General features: G+C 71.0%; 16 protein-coding genes. 14 read left to right on the top strand and 2 right to left on the bottom strand.

Translation table 11 applies throughout. The annotated features are described in order from the left end of the window. Window positions 1–142: 142 nt before the first annotated feature. From BUB97_RS22970 to BUB97_RS22935, 8 genes are all read left to right on the top strand, one after another. Entirely contained in the window at window positions 143–1,222 is a 1,080-nt protein-coding gene (locus tag BUB97_RS22970) for a maleylacetate reductase (protein ID WP_245818427.1), read from the top strand. 24 nt (window positions 1,223–1,246) lie between these two features. Then, entirely contained in the window at window positions 1,247–1,807 is a 561-nt protein-coding gene (locus tag BUB97_RS22965; protein WP_073139482.1) for an NADPH-dependent FMN reductase, read from the top strand. 105 nt (window positions 1,808–1,912) lie between these two features. Further along, complete coding sequence (locus BUB97_RS22960; protein WP_073139479.1) at window positions 1,913–2,827, top strand: ABC transporter permease subunit; 915 nt, start codon at window positions 1,913–1,915, stop codon at window positions 2,825–2,827. Next, entirely contained in the window at window positions 2,824–4,221 is a 1,398-nt protein-coding gene (gene livM, locus BUB97_RS22955; protein WP_456306345.1) for a high-affinity branched-chain amino acid ABC transporter permease LivM, read from the top strand. Before BUB97_RS22960 ends, livM begins: the two co-directional genes overlap by 4 nt. Then, window positions 4,218–5,066: an ABC transporter ATP-binding protein gene (locus tag BUB97_RS22950; protein WP_073139476.1), complete on the top strand. Its 849-nt coding sequence runs from the start codon at window positions 4,218–4,220 to the stop codon at window positions 5,064–5,066. The genes livM and BUB97_RS22950 overlap by 4 nt, the downstream gene beginning before the upstream one ends. An 83-nt stretch (window positions 5,067–5,149) precedes the next feature. Continuing rightward, window positions 5,150–5,854: an ABC transporter ATP-binding protein gene (locus tag BUB97_RS22945; protein ID WP_073139530.1), complete on the top strand. Its 705-nt coding sequence runs from the start codon at window positions 5,150–5,152 to the stop codon at window positions 5,852–5,854. A gap of 60 nt (window positions 5,855–5,914) precedes the next feature. Continuing rightward, complete coding sequence (locus tag BUB97_RS22940; RefSeq protein WP_073139473.1) at window positions 5,915–7,036, top strand: branched-chain amino acid ABC transporter substrate-binding protein; 1,122 nt, start codon at window positions 5,915–5,917, stop codon at window positions 7,034–7,036. Between the two features lie 337 nt (window positions 7,037–7,373). Continuing rightward, window positions 7,374–8,279, top strand: coding sequence for a hypothetical protein (locus tag BUB97_RS22935; protein WP_245818426.1), 906 nt, complete (start codon window positions 7,374–7,376; stop codon window positions 8,277–8,279). A 325-nt stretch (window positions 8,280–8,604) separates the two neighbouring features. On the opposite strand, the gene BUB97_RS22930 is transcribed toward BUB97_RS22935, so the two are convergent. Beyond that, window positions 8,605–9,102: a flavin reductase gene (locus BUB97_RS22930; RefSeq protein WP_408906152.1), complete on the bottom strand. Its 498-nt coding sequence runs from the start codon at window positions 9,100–9,102 to the stop codon at window positions 8,605–8,607. A gap of 104 nt (window positions 9,103–9,206) precedes the next feature. Between BUB97_RS22930 and BUB97_RS22925 the strand changes: the two genes are divergently transcribed. The 4 genes from BUB97_RS22925 to BUB97_RS22910 all read left to right on the top strand — a co-directional run bounded on the left by BUB97_RS22925 (window position 9,207) and on the right by BUB97_RS22910 (window position 13,633). Then, window positions 9,207–10,424, top strand: coding sequence for a hypothetical protein (locus BUB97_RS22925; RefSeq protein ID WP_073139469.1), 1,218 nt, complete (start codon window positions 9,207–9,209; stop codon window positions 10,422–10,424). 71 nt (window positions 10,425–10,495) lie between these two features. Beyond that, a complete protein-coding gene (locus tag BUB97_RS22920; protein WP_073139466.1) occupies window positions 10,496–11,974 on the top strand; it encodes a methyl-accepting chemotaxis protein in 1,479 nt (492 codons plus the stop codon). 70 nt (window positions 11,975–12,044) lie between these two features. Continuing rightward, window positions 12,045–12,872 carry a CoA transferase subunit A gene (locus BUB97_RS22915; RefSeq protein WP_073139464.1) on the top strand — a complete coding sequence of 276 codons (828 nt, stop codon included), beginning with the start codon at window positions 12,045–12,047 and terminating at the stop codon, window positions 12,870–12,872. Continuing rightward, window positions 12,869–13,633: a CoA-transferase gene (locus BUB97_RS22910; RefSeq protein ID WP_073139461.1), complete on the top strand. Its 765-nt coding sequence runs from the start codon at window positions 12,869–12,871 to the stop codon at window positions 13,631–13,633. Before BUB97_RS22915 ends, BUB97_RS22910 begins: the two co-directional genes overlap by 4 nt. 2 nt (window positions 13,634–13,635) lie before the next feature. Here the strand turns inward: BUB97_RS22910 and BUB97_RS22905 are convergent, their stop codons facing one another. Next, a complete protein-coding gene (locus tag BUB97_RS22905; protein ID WP_073139458.1) occupies window positions 13,636–14,028 on the bottom strand; it encodes a RidA family protein in 393 nt (130 codons plus the stop codon). 94 nt (window positions 14,029–14,122) lie between these two features. On the opposite strand from BUB97_RS22905, the gene BUB97_RS22900 reads away from it, so the two are divergent. Next, window positions 14,123–15,358 carry a CaiB/BaiF CoA transferase family protein gene (locus BUB97_RS22900; RefSeq protein WP_073139456.1) on the top strand — a complete coding sequence of 412 codons (1,236 nt, stop codon included), beginning with the start codon at window positions 14,123–14,125 and terminating at the stop codon, window positions 15,356–15,358. Between the two features lie 79 nt (window positions 15,359–15,437). Then, window positions 15,438–16,412 (top strand): MCP four helix bundle domain-containing protein (locus BUB97_RS22895; protein WP_175562725.1); only part of this gene is annotated, 975 nt, incomplete at its 3' end.

The following is a 16,412-nucleotide window of genomic DNA, read 5'->3' as shown; positions in this document are numbered from 1 at the left end:
GTCGCCGCAGGGGCGGTCAAGCGCTTCGTATCGCCAGGGTGACGAGGGCGGCCTATCCTGGCGGGGAAAAGAACCGGAACAGGAAACGGATGGGCGAGGAAGCGGGCGGGCAACCGGCGCCCATGCCGAAGGGGCGCATGGCGTGACCACGCCCCTGGCCTTCGTGCATGCGCCGCCTGTGCAGCGCGTGGTGTTCGGCGCGGGCAGCCTGGAACGCCTGCCGGCGGAGCTGGAGGGCATGGGCCTGCGCCGGGTGCTGGTCCTCTCCACCCCGGGGCAGCGCGCGCTGGGCGAGCGGGTGCTGGCGGAGATCGGCGCGCAGGGGGCCGGGCTGCATGCCGAGGCGCGGATGCATGTTCCCGTCGCCCTGGCCGAGGCCGCCACGGCGCGGGCGGCCGAGCGGGGCGCGGATGCGGTGCTGGCGGTCGGCGGAGGCAGCGCCATCGGCCTGGGCAAGGCGGTGGCGCTGTCGTCCGGGCTGCCCGTCGTCGCGCTCCCCACCACCTATTCGGGCTCCGAGAACACCACGATCTGGGGGCTCACGCGGGACGGCGCGAAGAGCACGGGGCGCGACGCGCGCGTGCTACCGCGCCTGGTCGTCTATGATCCCCTCCTCACCCTCGATCTGCCCCCCGGCGTCTCCGCCGTTTCCGGGCTGAACGCCATCGCCCATGCGGTGGAGGTGCTCTACGCGCCCGACGGCACGCCGGTCACGGCGCTGATGGCCGAGGAGGGCATCCGCGCGCTCGCGGCCGCGCTGCCCCGTATCCTGGCCGCGCCGCGCGACCCGGCGGCGCGGGCCGAGGCGCTCATGGGCGCCTGGCTCTGCGGCACGGTGCTGGGGCAGGCGACGATGGGGCTGCACCACAAGCTCTGCCACGCGCTGGGCGGCGGCTTCGACCTGCCCCATGCCGAAACGCATGCGGTGATCCTGCCTCATGCGGCAGCGTTCAACGCCCCGGCCGCGCCCGAGGCCATGGCGCGCATCGCCCGCGCCCTGGGTGCGCCGGACGCCGCCGGAGGGCTCTGGACCCTGGCCCGGCGGCTGGGCGTGCCGTCTTCCCTGGCGGCGCTGGGGCTGCGGGCGGCGGATCTGCCGCGCGCCGTCGCTCTGGCGACCGCCAGCCCCTATGCCAATCCACGCCCCGTGACCGAGGCGGGCGTCGCCGCCCTGCTCGCCCGCGCGTTGCACGGGGAGCCGCCGGTGGCGGAGCCTGGCTGAACCCTTCGGGAGACATCATCGACGATGAGCGAATTCAAGATCCTCGGCCTTTCCGGCAGCCTCCGGCGCGGGTCTCACAACAGCGCCGCCCTGCGCGCCGCGGCGGAGCTGGCGCCCGAAGGGGTGCGGGTGACGATCTTCGAGGGGCTGCGGGACATCCCGCCCTATGACGACGACCTCCGCACCGGCTCGGGCTACCCCTCCTCCGTGGAGGCCTTCCGCCAGGCCGTGCGCGAGGCGGATGCCGTGCTGATCGCGACGCCGGAATACAACTACTCCATCCCCGGCGTGCTCAAGAACGCCATCGACTGGGCCTCCCGCCCACCGGAGCAGCCCTTCGACAATAAGCCGATCGGCATCATGGGGGCCAGCCAGGGGCTGCTGGGCACGGCGCGGGCGCAATACGACCTGCGGAAGATGTGCGTCTTCCTCAACGCCTATCCGCTGAACAAGCCGGAGGTCTTCATCGCCCAGTCCGGCGGCAAGGTGGATGCGGCGGGCCGGCTGACCGACGAGGCGACCCGGGGCTTCATCGCCCAGCTGGTGGTGGCGCTGCGGGACTGGGCGCTGCGCATCAAGGGCTGAGGAGCCGGCGCGCGCCCCGTTTACTTGGCGCGCGCCCCCGGCGTAGCCTCGTTCCGGGATGCTTCACCGCCGGAAAAAACCGGCCCGGAACGACGGAGACCGCGCTTGGCCTATGCCCTGCAGCAGCTGATCAACGGTGTCGCGCTGGGCATGATCTATGGATTGATCGCGGTGGGCTACACGATGGTCTACGGGATCATCGGCATGATCAATTTCGCCCATGGCGACATCTTCATGGTGGGCGCCTTCGTCTCGCTCATCTCCTTCGTCCTTCTCACCACGGGGGGATGGGGCGCCGGGCCGGGGGCGATCCTGCTCGTGCTGCTGGTCTCCATGGCCGTCACCGCCCTCTACGGCTGGTCGGTGGAGCGGGTGGCCTACCGGCCGCTGCGCGGCTCGTTCCGCCTGGCGCCGCTGATCAGCGCCATCGGCATGTCGATCGTGCTCCAGAACTACGTGCAGGTGGCCCAGGGCGCGCGGGCGAAGCCGATCGAATCCGTGGTCACGGGCAGCGTCGAGCTGTGGCACGGGAACGGCTTCGCGGTGTCCATCTCCACCATGCAGGCGCTGATCGTGGTGGTGACGCTTGCCGTGCTGGCCATCTTCACCTGGCTGGTCACGAAGACATCGCTCGGGCGCGCCATGCGCGCCTGCGAGCAGGACCGGAAGATGGCCGGGCTCCTGGGCATCGATACCGACCGCACCATCAGCATCACCTTCGTCATCGGCGCGGCGCTGGCGGCGGTGGCGGGGACCATGTACCTGCTGCGCTACGGCGTGGTGCATTTCAGCGACGGCTTCCTCGTGGGGGTGAAGGCCTTCACCGCCGCGGTCTTCGGCGGCATCGGATCCCTGCCCGGGGCGGTGCTGGGCGGATTGCTGATCGGGCTGATCGAGACCTTCTGGAGCGCCTATTTCTCCGTGCAGTACAAGGACGTGGCGACCTTCGTGATCCTCGTCATCACCCTTGTCTTCATGCCGACCGGCCTGCTCGGCCGCGCGGAGGTGGAGAAGGTATGAGCGGCGCCGCCATCCCGCATGAGGGCGGCGTTCCGCATAACGACGACGGCGTGCCCGATCCGGGCGAGATGGGGGGCATCCCGCGGCAGGCGGCGCCGCCCGCGCCGCGCCCTCCCCTCTCCCACGCGCTGCGCGACGCCGGCATCGCCGCGTTGGTCGCCGCCGGGCTGTTCGTGCCGCTGGTCGGGCTGCGCACCGATGTGGCCTCTTCCGGCGGCGGGCTCATCATCCGCACGCGCTGGGCGGACGTGGCCATCCTCGTCGCCCTCGTCTTCGGCGGGCGGCTCCTGCTCAACCTTTGGGAGACCCTGCGGCCGGAGCGCCGGCCCCGCAGCGCGCGCAACACGGCGCTGCTGCTGCGCGTGGGCACCTGGGTGGCCCCGGCGCTGCTGATCTTCGCCCTCACCTTCCCGGCCCTGCCGGGCACCACACGCTACGGGCTCGACCTCGGCATCCTCGTGCTCACCTATGTCATGCTGGGCTGGGGGCTGAACATCGTGGTCGGCCTCGCCGGGCTGCTGGACCTCGGCTACGTCGCCTTCTACGCGGTCGGGGCCTATTCCTACGCCCTGCTGTCCACCGGCTTCGGATGGTCCTTCTGGGTGTGCCTGCCGCTGGCGGGAATCCTCGCCGCCTTCTGGGGCGTGCTGCTTGGCTTTCCCGTGCTGCGGCTGCGGGGCGACTACCTCGCGATCGTCACGCTTGCCTTCGGCGAGATCATCCGGATCGTGCTGATCAACTGGGTCTCGCTGACCGGAGGGCCGAACGGCGTCTCGGGCATTCCCCGGCCCTCCTTCTTCGGCCTGTCCTTCAGCGCGGGCGGCGGTCCCGGCTCCTTCTCCGACTTCTTTGGGCTGGAGCCCTCGCCCACGCATCGCGTCGTGTTCCTCTACTACCTGATCCTCGCCCTCGCGCTGCTGACGAACTGGGTAACGCTCCGCCTGCGCCGGCAGCCGCTCGGCCGTGCCTGGGAGGCGCTGCGCGAGGACGAGATCGCCTGCCGGGCGCTGGGCATCAACGTCACCAACACGAAGCTGACCGCCTTCGCCATCGGCGCCATGTTCGGCGGCTTCGCGGGCGCCTTCTTCGCCACGCGCCAGGCCTTCATCAGCCCGGAAAGCTTCACCTTCATCGAAAGCGCCATCATCCTCGCCATCGTCGTGCTCGGCGGGCTGGGGAGCCAGCTGGGCGTGGCCCTCGCCGCCCTGGTGATGATCGGCGGCTTCGAGGCGTTCCGCGACCTCGAGGAATGGCGGATGCTCGTCTTCGGCGGCGCCATGGTGGTGATCATGGTCTGGCGCCCGCGCGGCCTCGTCTCAACCCGCACGCCCTCCATCTCGCTCGGGAAGCGAAAAGCCATCTCCGGCGACCTGGTGGGAGAGGGCCACGGATGAGCACGCCCATCCTCCCCGCGCGGAACGCGCCCATCCTTCAGGTCCAAGAGCTGGTCATGCGCTTCGGCGGGCTGACCGCCGTGGATCACGTCTCCTTCGAGGCCGCCGCCGGCGACATCACGGCCGTGATCGGCCCGAACGGCGCGGGCAAGACCACCGTCTTCAACCTCATCACCGGCTTCTACACGCCCAGCGCGGGCGAGATCCTGCTGCACGGGCGGGACGGCCGGCGGGCGCTACACACGACGCCCGGGCACCGCATCGCCCAGGCCGGGGTCGCCCGCACCTTCCAGAACATCCGCCTGTTTCCCGGCATGACGGTGCTGGAGAACCTGCTGGTCGCGCAGCACAACCGGCTGCAGGCGGCCACGGGCTTCGGCATCGCGGCCGTGCTCGGCCTCGGCCGCTACCGCGCCGCGGAGCGCGAGGCGGTGGAGCGCGCGAAGCACTGGCTGGAGGCGACGCGGCTGATGGACCGCGCGGATGATGCGGCCGGCAGCCTGCCCTATGGCGCGCAGCGCCGCCTCGAGATCGCGCGCGCTATGTGCACCGATCCCGTGCTGCTCTGCCTCGACGAACCCGCCGCGGGCCTCAACCCCCGCGAGGCCGAGGAGCTGGCGCAGCTGATCCGGCTGATCCGGGACAGCGGCTGCTCCATCCTGCTGATCGAGCACGACATGGGCGTGGTGATGCGGATTTCCGACCACATCGTGGTGCTGGACCATGGCAAGAAGATCGCGGACGGGACCCCCGCCCAGATCCGCGCCGACGAGAAGGTGATCGCCGCCTATCTCGGCGAGGGCGACGAGGACGAGACCCCCGCCCCCATGGAGGGCGCGGCATGAGCGCCGCCCCGGGAAGCGCCGGCGGCGCGGTTCTCAGCCCGCGCGCCGAAGGCGTGACGCCGAGCTCAGGCGCCAGGACCGCGATGCTGGCCATGGAGGGCGTGACCGCCGCCTATGGCGCCGTGGAGGCGCTGAAGGGCGTGTCCATCCATGTGGAGCCAGGGGAGATCGTGACGCTGATCGGCGCCAACGGCGCCGGGAAGTCCACCCTTCTGATGACCATCTTCGGCAGCCCGCGGGCCCGCTCCGGCCGGATCACCTTCGAGGGGCGCGACATCACGGGCCTGCCGATGCACCAGATCGCGCGCGCGGGCATCGCCCAGTCGCCGGAGGGCCGGCGGATCTTCCCGCGCATGTCCGTGCGCGAGAACCTGCTGATGGGTGCCCAGGCCATGGGGGTGGATCCGGCCCCCGGGCTGGAGCAGGCCTTCACCCTCTTTCCCCGGCTGAAGGAGCGCGAGGCGCAGCGCGGCGGCACGCTCTCGGGCGGGGAGCAGCAGATGCTCGCCATCGCCCGCGCGCTGATGTCCCGGCCCCGCCTGCTGCTGCTCGACGAACCCTCGCTCGGCCTCGCGCCGCTGGTGGTGCGGCAGATCTTCTCCGCGATCCGCACGTTGAATGCCGAAACGGGGCTGACCGTGCTGCTGGTCGAGCAGAATGCGAACCAGGCGCTGCGCCTGGCCCATCGGGGCTATGTCCTCGTCACCGGCCGCATCACCCTGGAGGGCACCGGGGCGGAGCTGCTCGCCCGGCCCGAGATCCGGGACGCCTATCTCGGAACCCATTGAAGCCTGGAGCAGCGCGGTTCTAGGCTCTTACCCAACCGTACCAACGGAGGCTTCAGAGACATGACGATCCAGCGCCGCACTCTCCTGGGGGCCACGGTCGCGGCCCCCACCATCCTCACCGCAGGTGCTGCCCTCGCGCAGGCGCGCACCATCCGCATCGCCATGGCGGGGCCGCTGACCGGCGCGAACGCCACCTTCGGCGCGCAGATGCGCGAGGGCGCGACCCAGCTGGTGACCGACCTGAACGCCGCAGGCGGCGTGCTCGGCCAGCAGCTCGTGCTGGAGACGGGCGACGATGCCTGCGACCCGCGCCAGGCCGTGTCGGTCGCCAACCAGCTCGCGGGGCGGCAGGTGCGGGTGGTGCTCGGGCATTACTGCTCCGGCTCCTCCATCCCCGCCAGCAAGGTCTATACCGAGGAGGGCGTGCTGCAGATCAGCCCAGCCTCCACCAACCCCGCCTATACCGACAGCGGCGCCTGGAACACCTTCCGGACCTGCGGGCGCGACGACCAGCAGGGCGCGGTGGCCGGCAAGTACATCGCCGAGACCTACCGCGGGAGGCGCGTCGCCGTGCTTCACGACAACTCCGCCTATGGCAAGGGCCTGGCGGACGAGACGAAGAAGGCGATGAACGCCGCCGGCCTCACCGAGCAGATCTACGCCGCCTACACGCCGGGCGAGCGCGACTACAATGCCGTGATCTCTCGCCTGAAGGCCGCGAACGTCGATGTCATCTATGTCGGCGGCTACCACACCGAGGCCGGGCTGATCGTCCGCCAGGCCAAGGAGCAGGGCATGAACGTCACGCTCATCGGCGGCGACGCGCTGATGACGAACGAGTTCTGGCAGATCAGCGGCGCCGCCGGCGAGGGCACGCTGATGACCTTCTCCTCCGACCCCCGCAAGCGCCCGACGGCGGCCGAGGTGGTGGCCCGCTTCAGGGCCCGCAACATCGATCCCGAAGGGTTCGCTCTCTACACCTATGCCGCCGGCCAGATCTGGGCCGAGGCCGCGAAGAAGGCGAACACCGTCGATCCGCGCCGGGTGGCGGAGACGATGAAGTCCAGCGGCCCCTGGCAGACCGTGCTCGGCCCGATCAGCTTCGACCGCAAGGGCGACGTGACCGTGCCGGACTATGTCTTCTACATCTGGAAGAACGGCAGCTACGCGGAGATGTCTTGAGGGCTCCGGGAAGCTTCACCATCTCCGGCTGGTCAACAGCATGAAAGGAGGTGATCCGGTGTCTCATCGCATCAACCAGGTCCTCGCGGCCGCCACTCGGATCACCGTCGGCGCCTAAGCCCCGGCGGGTCACCGTTTGACGCGGGCCGCGAACCGGCCACGCGATGGGAAGGCCCCGGCGGGCAACTGCCGGGGCCTTCTGCGTTCCGGGGGACTTAACCTGCGGCGTGCCTTCCAGGTCACGCGGCCGCCCCGCTCGCCCCCCGCGCGGCAACCGGCATGACCGGCCCCCGTTCCCCGGGCAGGGCCTTTCTGGCCCCAAGAGGAACGCAGGATCATGTCCGGCTCTATCCAATCCCAATCCCAACCGAGCCTCGCCGCCCGCCCCGAGGGAGCGCCGGTGCTGAGCCATCGGATTTCCTGGGGTGCGATCATCGCGGGGGCGCTGATCGCCATCGCCGTCGGGGCGGCGCTGAACCTTCTCGGCTTCGCCATCGGGCTGACCGCGGTGGACCCCACCGCGCGGGACACGCCCTCCGCCAGCACCTTCGGCCTGGCGGGAAGCATCTGGATGCTCGTCTCCAACCTGCTCGGCCTGGCCCTCGGCGGCTATGCGGCGGCCCGGCTCTCCGGCACCTCGGATTCGCCGGACGCGACGCTGCATGGCGCGGCGGTTTGGGGAACCGCCTATCTCGTTTCCGCCGTGCTGCTGGGCAGCGTCGTCTCGGGCGCTGCCCATACGGCGACGAACGCCCTCTCCGGCGCCGTGGGCGGCATCGCGCGCGGTGCCGGGCAGGCCGCTCAGGGAGCCGTCCCGCAGATGGATCCGGAAGAGCTGGTGAACCGGGCCCGCGTCGCCCTTTCCGGCCCGGCCGACCCGGCGCGGATGACGCCGGAGCAGCGTGGGGCGGAGATCGCCAGCCTCATCGGCAAGCGGGTCACCAACGGCAATTTCTCGGGTGACGACCGCACCCGGCTGAACCGCCTGGTCGCGGCCGAGGCCGGCATCACGGAGGAAGAGGCCGCGACCCGGGTGCAGGGCTTCGAGGCCGAGGCCCGGCGCACGGCCGAGGAAGCGGAGCAGAAGGCCCGCGAGGCCGCGGACGAGGCAGCCCGGGCCGCCTCTATGGCTGCCTTCTGGGTCTTCGCCGCCCTCGTGCTCGGGGCGGGCGCAGCCATCCTCGGCGCCCGCACCGGCCGGCGGGACCTGGTGACGCTAAGCGGGCGGCGCACACTCAGCTGAGGGCGCGTCCTACCGCGTCTTCTGGTCTGACGGTCTGTCCCGGGGAGAGGAAGAAGGAATTCTTCCTCTCCCCGGCCCCCTCACCATCATCTTCTTTTAGAAGTTTGGAATCACGGGGCTGGCGGTGCGCCTCGGGTCATGGACCCGAGGCGACTGCAAGGCCAGGAAAAGCGCCCAGCAACCCGAGACCCCGCCGGTCAACGGTATCCACGGCAGCCAGACGGGGTTCCAAGGGCCTCAGGCCCTTGGCGGGTGGAGGGCAGAGCCCTCCTCCAAAGATCCCTGGCCAGGTCAGAACCCGCACAGGGAACGCGGACGGAGCCGCTTATTCGGGCAGCCCGACCGGGTGGTAGTTGCGGGAGAACCAAATCAGGGCCGGGCGCTGCGGCCCCAGGCGAATGGCCTGCACGCGGGCGAAGACCACGCTATGGGTTCCCTTCTCCACCATTTCCTCCACCTCGCAATCGAGCGCGGCGACGGCTTCCTCCAGCACCGGGGCGCCGGTGACGAGCTGTGTCCAGCTTCCCTCGGCAAAGCGCCCGATCTGGTCCGCCCCGGTGAAGCCGGCGAAGACGTTGGACAGATCCTTCGCATCGCCAGGCAGGACGTTGATGCAGAGCACGCCATTCGCCTGCACCGCAGGGTTGAGGCTGCTGTTGCGGTTCATGCAGACGAGAAGGGTGGGCGGCGTATCCGTGACGCTGCAGACCGCGCTGGCCGTGATTCCCACGCGGCCGCCGGGCCCATCCGTCGTCACGATGGTCACGGCGGCGCCCAGCCGGGCCATGGCGTCACGGAACTCCTGGCGGCTCGGCTCCATCAAGCGCTTCCCCTGCTGCATTGCGGTGCCAGCCGGTATCGCGCCGATCGGGCCGCTTTCATAGGGCCGGGATGCCGGACGCACCGTGCCGCACCAGATTGGGGGGCATGAGCCGTCTCCCAGCCCTGCCCCGTCGCGCCGCCCTCGTCGCCCCGCTGCTGCTCGCGCGCCCGGCCGGCGCGGCGCCGGGGCCGGCGGGCGGATGGCCGGCCCTGGCGCGGGATGCGCTCGCGCCGATCCAGGCGGCCATGGCGGCGGCCGAGGGACCGGTGCTGCTGAAATCCTTCACCACCGAGCGGCGAGAGGATTTCGACCGGGTCCATGCCGAGGTCGCCTTCACCTATGACAACGCGCTGGCGGCCCTGGCCCTCCTGGCCGGGGGGGAGAGGGCGCTGGCCAGCCGCATCGCCGAGGCGCTGCGGCTGGTGCAGGAACAGGACCGCCACTGGCGGGACGGGCGGCTGCGCAACGCCTATCCCGCCGGCCGGGTCTTCCCAGAGGCGCCGCGCAGCGCCCGGCCGCCGGGCTGGTGGGATGCCGCGCGGGGGCAATGGCTGGAGGACGGCTATCAGGCCGGCAGCGCGGCCGGGCCGATGGCCTTCGTGATCCTGCTCTGGACCGCCCTGGGCGACCCGCCGTTTCGCCGCGCCGCCGAACGCGCGGCGGACTGGCTGGAGGGGCTGAGTGCGCCGGCCGGGTATCGCGGCGGCATGATCGGGCATGAGCCCTCCCCCGATCCCCTCCCCTGGGTCAGCACGGAGCAGAACCTGGACCTTTCGATCGCCTTCGCCCGGCTGGGGCGGGCGGAGGCGGCGGCCCATGCCGCGGCCTTCGTGCGCGCCATGTGGCAGCCGGCCGAGGGCCGCTTCGCCATGGGGCTGACGCCGGAGGGGGCGGTGAACCGCGGCAGCGCGCTGGATGCGAATCTCTGGCCTGCCCTGGCCTGGCCGGACCGGGGGCTGGAGCGCGCGCTGGACTGGGTGCTCGCCCGCCACGGCCTGCCCTCCGGCGCGCCGCCGGAGGAGATCGAAGGGTTGGATTTCGACGATGACCGAGACGGCGTCTGGCTGGAGGGCACGGCCCAGGCGGCATTGCTGCTTCGACGGCTGGGGCGAGAGGCGCAGGCCCTGCGCTTCGCGGCGACGATCGCACGGCATCGTCGGCCCGATGGCTGGATCGCGGCGGCGAGCGTCCCCTGGCTGACCACGGGCCTTGGCACGGGATTGCAGCCGGGCGCGGCGGATTTCCTCTATCCGGCACGCGGCCATCTGGCGGCCAATGCCTGGGCCGTGCTGGCGGCCCGGGATGCCAGTCCCTTCGGCTGAGCCGTCCTCACGATTCCTTCATTGATGTCGTGAAATCGTGAGGTGGGATCAGCCAGGACGGGACCCAGAAAATGTTCGGCCGCTTCAGGAACGAAAATTCCGCCGCCATCCGCATGACCGCGCTGGATGCGCTGCGAACCAATGTGATGATCGCCGATAATGATCTGACGATCATCTACATGAACCCGGCAGTGATGGCGCTGATGCGGGAGGCGGAAGCAGACCTGAAAAGGGAGCTGCCGCGCTTCAGCGTGGACCGCCTGATCGGCAGCAACATCGACATCTTCCACAAGAACCCGGTTCATCAGCGAACGATGCTGGCCAAGCTCGACCGGCCGCATTCCGCCACCATCCAGGTGGGATCCCGCCAGTTCGACCTGCGGGTCTGCCCCCTCCTGCGCGGCCAGACGCGGCTCGGCTTCGTCGTCGAATGGGCCGATGCGCGGGAGCGGCTGCTGAATCTCGACTACGCCGCCCAGATGGCAGCGATCGGGCGTTCGCAGAGCATCATCCAGTTCGCCACCGACGGCATCATCCTGGATGCCAACGAGAACTTCCTGCGCACCATGGGCTACACGCTGGAGGAGGTGCGCGGCCGGCACCACAGCATCTTCGTCGAAGGCGCGCTGCGCAACAGCCCGGACTACACGCGGTTCTGGGAGCGGCTTCGCGCCGGCCAGTACCAGGCGGCGCAGTTCAAGCGCCTGGCCAAGGATGGCAGCGCCGTCTGGATCGAGGGTTCCTACAACCCCATCATGGACGAGCGTGGCCGCGTCGCGAAGGTGGTGAAGTTCGCGACCGACGTGACGGCGGAGGTGCGGCTGCTGGGCGACCTGAAGGCGCTGATCGACGTCAACTTCGCCGAGATCGAGGGCGCCATGGGCCTTTCCACTGCCGAGGCCGGCGCGGCCGCCCGCGCAGCCGACGAAACGGCGCGCAGCGTGCAGACCGTCGCGGCGAGCGCGGAGGAGCTGGCCGGCTCGATCGGCGAGATCGCGCGGAACATGGCGCAATCCCGCGTCGCAACGGAGAATGCTTCGGGCCAGGCGAATGCGGGCGAGGAGAACACGGCGAAGCTCATGGCCGCCGCCCAGGCCATGACCGGCGTGGTCAACCTCATCCAGAGCATCGCGGGCCAGGTGAACCTGCTGGCGCTGAACGCGACCATCGAGGCCGCGCGGGCCGGCGAGGCCGGCAAGGGCTTCGCCGTGGTGGCCGCCGAGGTGAAGAACCTGGCGAGCCAGACCGCCGCCGCCACCGAGCAGATCGCGCGCGAGATCGAGGGGATCCAGGCCACCTCGGGCGCGGTGGCAGGCTCCCTCTCCGCCATCCGGGAAGCGGTGGAATCGGTGCGGGAGCACGTCGCCGTCACCGCCAGCGCGGTGGAGGAGCAGACCGCGGTCACGCAGAGCATGTCGGCCAGCATGGGCAGCGCCTCCGTGGCCGTGCAGACCGTCTCGGCCAGTGTCGGGCAGATTGCCGCGGCGGTGGACCAGGCGGCGGGCACGGTGGTGAAGACGAAGGAGGCGGCACAGGTGCTGGTGCGCTAGGGGCGGGAGGCGCATTCCCCCCTCCCCCTGGGCTCCGACCCGTCCTAGCCTCCTGCCCGGAGGAACCGCCATGACGCAAATGAGCCTGGAGGCCCTGGCCGCCGCCGTGCCGGATGGCGCGCTGCTGGCCCTGCCGCCGGATAATTCCCTGCCCTCGGTGGCGCTGGCCAAGGCGCTGGTGCGGCGGGGCGCGAAGGGGCTGCGGCTGCTGGGCGTGCCTGTCTCGGGATTCGCGACCGACCTGCTGATCGGGTCGGGCTGTGTGGAGGAGGTGCAGACCAGCGCCGTTTCCCTCGGAGAGGCCGGCTTCGCGCCCCGCTTCTCCGCGGCCGTGAAGGCCGGGGCCATCACCCTGCGTGATGCCACCTGCCCCGCCATCCACACGATGCTGCAGGCGGCCGAGAAGGGCGTGCCCTTCATGCCGCTGCGCGGCGTCATCGGCAGCGACATCCTGGCGCACCGGCCCGACTGGCGCGTGGTGCAGAACCCGCTCTCCGAACGGCCGGACCCCATCCTGATCCTGCCCGCGCTGCATCCGGACGTTGCGGCGATCCATGCGGTGATGGCGGATGCCCAGGGCAATGTCTGGGTCGGCCGCCGCCGGGAATGCGCCACCCTCGCCCATGCCTCCCGCAAGCTGCTGGTGACGGTGGAGCGGGTGGTGCGCGGCAACTTCCTGGAGGATGAGCGCCTGGCCCCCGGCACGATCTCGGCCACCTATGTGGAGGCCTATGCCGTGGCCGAGCGCGGTGCGCATCCCGTGGCGCTGCTGGACGAGTACGGCTTCGATGCCGCCTATGTCGCAGCCTATGCCCGTGCCGCACGCACTGAGGAGGGCTTCCGGGCCTGGGTGGAGGAGCATGTCTTCGGGCGCGCCGCCCAGGTGGCCGCCGAATGAGCGCCCCCCTCGCCGATGTCCAGCCCGAGGAGCGGCTGGCGGCCGCCTTGGCGCGGCTCATCCTCGACCCCGCCGCCCCGCCGGCGCGGCACATCGCGGTCGGCGCCGCCTCCCCCATTCCGGCCGCCGCCTGCTGGCTGGTCTCCAAGCTGGACCGTCCCGTGCGCCTCTCCCTGCTGCACAAGCGGAGCGGCAATCCCTTCACCGAGGGGACGCGCGAGCTGTTCGACCTGACCGGCCAGGGGCGGATCGACCTGTTCTTCCTGGGTGGTGGGCAGATCGACGGGCAGGCCAACATCAACCTCATCGGCACGGGCGAATGGCCCGGCCAGGGCGTGCGGTTCCCCGGGAGCTTCGGCTCGGCCTTCATGTATTTCATGACCCCTCGGACCATCCTGTTCCGCGAGGAGCATTCGCCCCGCGTGCTGGTGCCGCGCGTGGATCATGTCTCGGCCCCCGGCGTCTCCCCGCCCGAGGTCTTCCGGCGCGGCACGGCGCAGGCGCTGGTGACGGGGCGCTGCGTGTTCCGCTTCGACCCCGCGCGCGCCCGCTTCACGCTGGAGAGCACCCATCCCGGCGAGAACCTGGCGACGATCCGCGCCGAAACCGGCTTCGACTTCGACGCGCCCGCCGAGGTGCCGGTGACGCCGGACCCGTCGCCGGAGGAGCTGGCCCTGCTGCGCGGCGCGGTCTGCGACGAGATGGTGGAGACCTATCCGGAGTTCTGCGCCCGGGTCTGGGGCCGCGCGGCCGCGGCCTGAGCTCAGCCGATCACCGCCACGCACTCGATCTCCAGCAGGAAATCGGGGCGTGGCAGGGCGGCGACGATGGCGGTGGTGCGGGCGGGGTAGCGGCCATCCGGGAAATGCTCGGCATAGATCCGGTTCATCGCCTCGTAGTCGCCCGCACGGGTGAGCAGGACGTTCACCTTCGCCACCCGGCCCCAGCCCGCCCCCGCCTCCCGCAGCACGGTGCCGACATTCGCCATGGCCTGGCGCATCTGGGCGGGGAAGTCGCCCACCGACAGCCCTCCCTTGCGGTCGAAGCCCGGCAGGCCCGAGACGAAGACGAGGTTGCCCACCCGCACGGCGGGGGAGAGCGGCGGGAGGGCCGCGTATTGCGGCTCGTCCGGGCGGATGAATTCCAGGGGCGTCATGGCCCCCAGCTTGCCCCTCCCCTCCCCGGCTGCCCAGCACCGGCTTGAGCCCGGCGGCCCATGGAGGCAGAACGGGGGCACGGAGGAAGAACCCATGACCGACGCGCTGCCCCAGGCCGAGAACCGCCCTGCCCCGGAGGCCGCCAGCCCCGGCGCCCTGGCCGGTATCCGGGTGATCGACCTCACCCGCGTCCTGGGCGGCCCCTATTGCACCATGATCCTCTCCGACCACGGGGCGGAGGTGATCAAGATCGAGCCGCCGCAGGGCGACGAGGTGCGCGCCTGGGGCCCGCCCTTCCTGGATGGCACCGCGAGCTACTTCCTCGGCGTGAACCGCAACAAGCGGAGCATCGCCCTGGACCTCTCCAGGCCGGAGGGGCGCGAGGTGCTGCTGCGCCTGCTGGATGGCGCGGATGTGCTGATCGAGAACTACAAGCCCGGCAGCATGGAGAAGTGGGGGATCGGCTACGACACCCTCTCCCAGAAGTTCCCGCGCCTCGTGCATTGCCGGGTCTCCGGCTTCGGCGCCACCGGCCCGCTGGGCGGGCTGCCGGGCTATGACGCCATCGTGCAGGCGATGGTCGGGCTCATGTCCATCAATGGCGAGCCGGGCAGCGGGCCGCTGCGGATGGGCACGCCGGTGGTGGACCTCGCGACCGGCCTCTATTCCACCATCGGCATCCTGATGGCGCTGCAGGAGCGCGAGCGTTCCGGCCATGGCCAGTATGTGGACATGACGCTGCATGACTGCGGCATGGCGCTGCTGCACCCGCAGGCCGCGAACCACTTCCTCAACGGCAAGCGCCCGGCGGCCACGGGCAACCCGCATCCGAATATCAGCCCCTATTCCAAGTTCCGGACCGCCACCTGCGAGATCTTCGTCGCCTGCGGGAACGAGCCGGCCTGGCGCAAGTTCTGCGCCTTCCTCGGCCTGGACGAGATCGCGACGGACCCGCGCTTCGCGACGAACGGCGACCGCGTGGTGAACCGGGGCGAGCTGAACACCATCCTCGAGGCGCGGCTGCTGACCGAGGACGGGCACGCGCTCTGCGACCGGATGCTGAAGGCCGGCCTGCCCGCGGGGCCGGTGCTGTACGTGGACGAGGCCGTGGCGGCGCCGCATACGGCGGCGCGCAACATGGTGGCCGAGATCGGCGAGTTCCGCGCGCTGAACACGCCCATCAAGCTCTCCCGCACGCCGGGCGGGGCGCGCAGCGTGCCCCCGCGCTTCAACGAGCATGGGGAGGCGGTGCTGTCGGCGGCCGGCTATTCGGCGGAGGAGATCGAGGCGCTGAAGACACAGGGCATCCTCGTCGAGACGCCGCGTTAGGGCTTTTCTCGTCCCGGCAAGGGAATGTTCAGCGGTCGTGCCGAGGATGGTTGAAACCATCCTTGGCGGGGCCAATCCGATGTCACTGAAATCCTTGTCCATTCGCGGCAAGCTGCTCGCCGCCTTCGGGCTGATGCTCGCGCTCGTCATCGGCCTCGGGGCCATGTCCGCGCTTCAGATTCGCCTCGTGAACGGCAGCGCGCGGGACCTGCGCGACAACTGGGTTCCGTCCATCCAGGCCATCGGTGAGGTCAAGCTCACCTATTCGCGTGAACGCACCCGTGCGGCCCGGGCGATGGGCACGCCGGACGCGGCGGAGCGTCGCAACGCGGTGACGGATTACCAGGCCGCACGCTCCGAGCTCGAGCGTGCGCTCCGGACTTACGAGCCACTCGTCTCCTCGCGCGAAGAGCAGGCCCTGCTCGACCGCTTCAAGGCGGATTACAGGACCTACTCGAACTTCGTGGATGACCTGCTCGCCCAGCCGCCCGGTGACGCCAGGGCCATGGCGGCCTTTAACGGCGAATCCGTGCGGCTCTGGCGCAAGGCCCTGGAAGCGCTGGACGCGGCCGGAAAGATGAACGCCGAAGGCGCGGCACTGGCCGCAGCGGAGGCGGAGCGGTCCTATAAGCGGGCGATCTGGGCGACGGCGGGCGGGCTGGCCCTGGCCGTGCTGCTGAGCGTGATCTGCGTAACCTGGCTGACCCGCAACGTCGCCGGCGGCGCGAGCAGCCTTTCCAACTCCCTCCTGCGCCTGTCACGGCGGGACTACGGGTTCGAGTTGCCGGAGGCGTCGCGCGGGGACGAGATCGGGGAGATGGCGCGGGCGGTGGCGACCTGCCGGGACGGGCTGCGGGAGGCGGATGCGCTGGCGGCCGCGCAGGCGGCGGAAGCCGCGTCGAAGGTGGCGCGCGGGGAGCGTGTGGACGGGCTGCTGCGTGGCTTCGAGGCGGAGGCGGCGGAGGTTCTGCGTGGCGTGGCGTCTGCGGCGGTGGAGCTGAACGCGACGGCGGGCGAGATGGCGGGCACGGCGCAGGATGGGGTGGCGCGGGCG

Origin of the sequence: Muricoccus roseus, from assembly GCF_900141905.1 — a bacterium.
Lineage (GTDB): Bacteria > Pseudomonadota > Alphaproteobacteria > Acetobacterales > Acetobacteraceae > Roseomonas > Roseomonas rosea.
Note: the sequence above shows the minus strand (reverse complement) of the source record. Positions and strands in the feature narration are given on the sequence as shown.

Excerpts from the sequence above, each read along its gene's own strand:
- BUB97_RS22965 (WP_073139482.1), top strand. The coding sequence starts at position 1,247 with ATGAGCGAATTCAAGATCCTCGGCCTTTCCGGCAGCCTCCGGCGCGGG.
- livM (WP_456306345.1), top strand. The coding sequence starts at position 2,824 with ATGAGCGGCGCCGCCATCCCGCATGAGGGCGGCGTTCCGCATAACGAC.
- BUB97_RS22950 (WP_073139476.1), top strand. The coding sequence starts at position 4,218 with ATGAGCACGCCCATCCTCCCCGCGCGGAACGCGCCCATCCTTCAGGTC.
- BUB97_RS22945 (WP_073139530.1), top strand. The coding sequence starts at position 5,150 with ATGCTGGCCATGGAGGGCGTGACCGCCGCCTATGGCGCCGTGGAGGCG.
- BUB97_RS22940 (WP_073139473.1), top strand. The coding sequence starts at position 5,915 with ATGACGATCCAGCGCCGCACTCTCCTGGGGGCCACGGTCGCGGCCCCC.
- BUB97_RS22935 (WP_245818426.1), top strand. The coding sequence starts at position 7,374 with ATGTCCGGCTCTATCCAATCCCAATCCCAACCGAGCCTCGCCGCCCGC.
- BUB97_RS22925 (WP_073139469.1), top strand. The coding sequence starts at position 9,207 with ATGAGCCGTCTCCCAGCCCTGCCCCGTCGCGCCGCCCTCGTCGCCCCG.
- BUB97_RS22920 (WP_073139466.1), top strand. The coding sequence starts at position 10,496 with ATGTTCGGCCGCTTCAGGAACGAAAATTCCGCCGCCATCCGCATGACC.
- BUB97_RS22915 (WP_073139464.1), top strand. The coding sequence starts at position 12,045 with ATGACGCAAATGAGCCTGGAGGCCCTGGCCGCCGCCGTGCCGGATGGC.
- BUB97_RS22910 (WP_073139461.1), top strand. The coding sequence starts at position 12,869 with ATGAGCGCCCCCCTCGCCGATGTCCAGCCCGAGGAGCGGCTGGCGGCC.
- BUB97_RS22905 (WP_073139458.1), bottom strand. The coding sequence starts at position 14,028 with ATGACGCCCCTGGAATTCATCCGCCCGGACGAGCCGCAATACGCGGCC.
- BUB97_RS22900 (WP_073139456.1), top strand. The coding sequence starts at position 14,123 with ATGACCGACGCGCTGCCCCAGGCCGAGAACCGCCCTGCCCCGGAGGCC.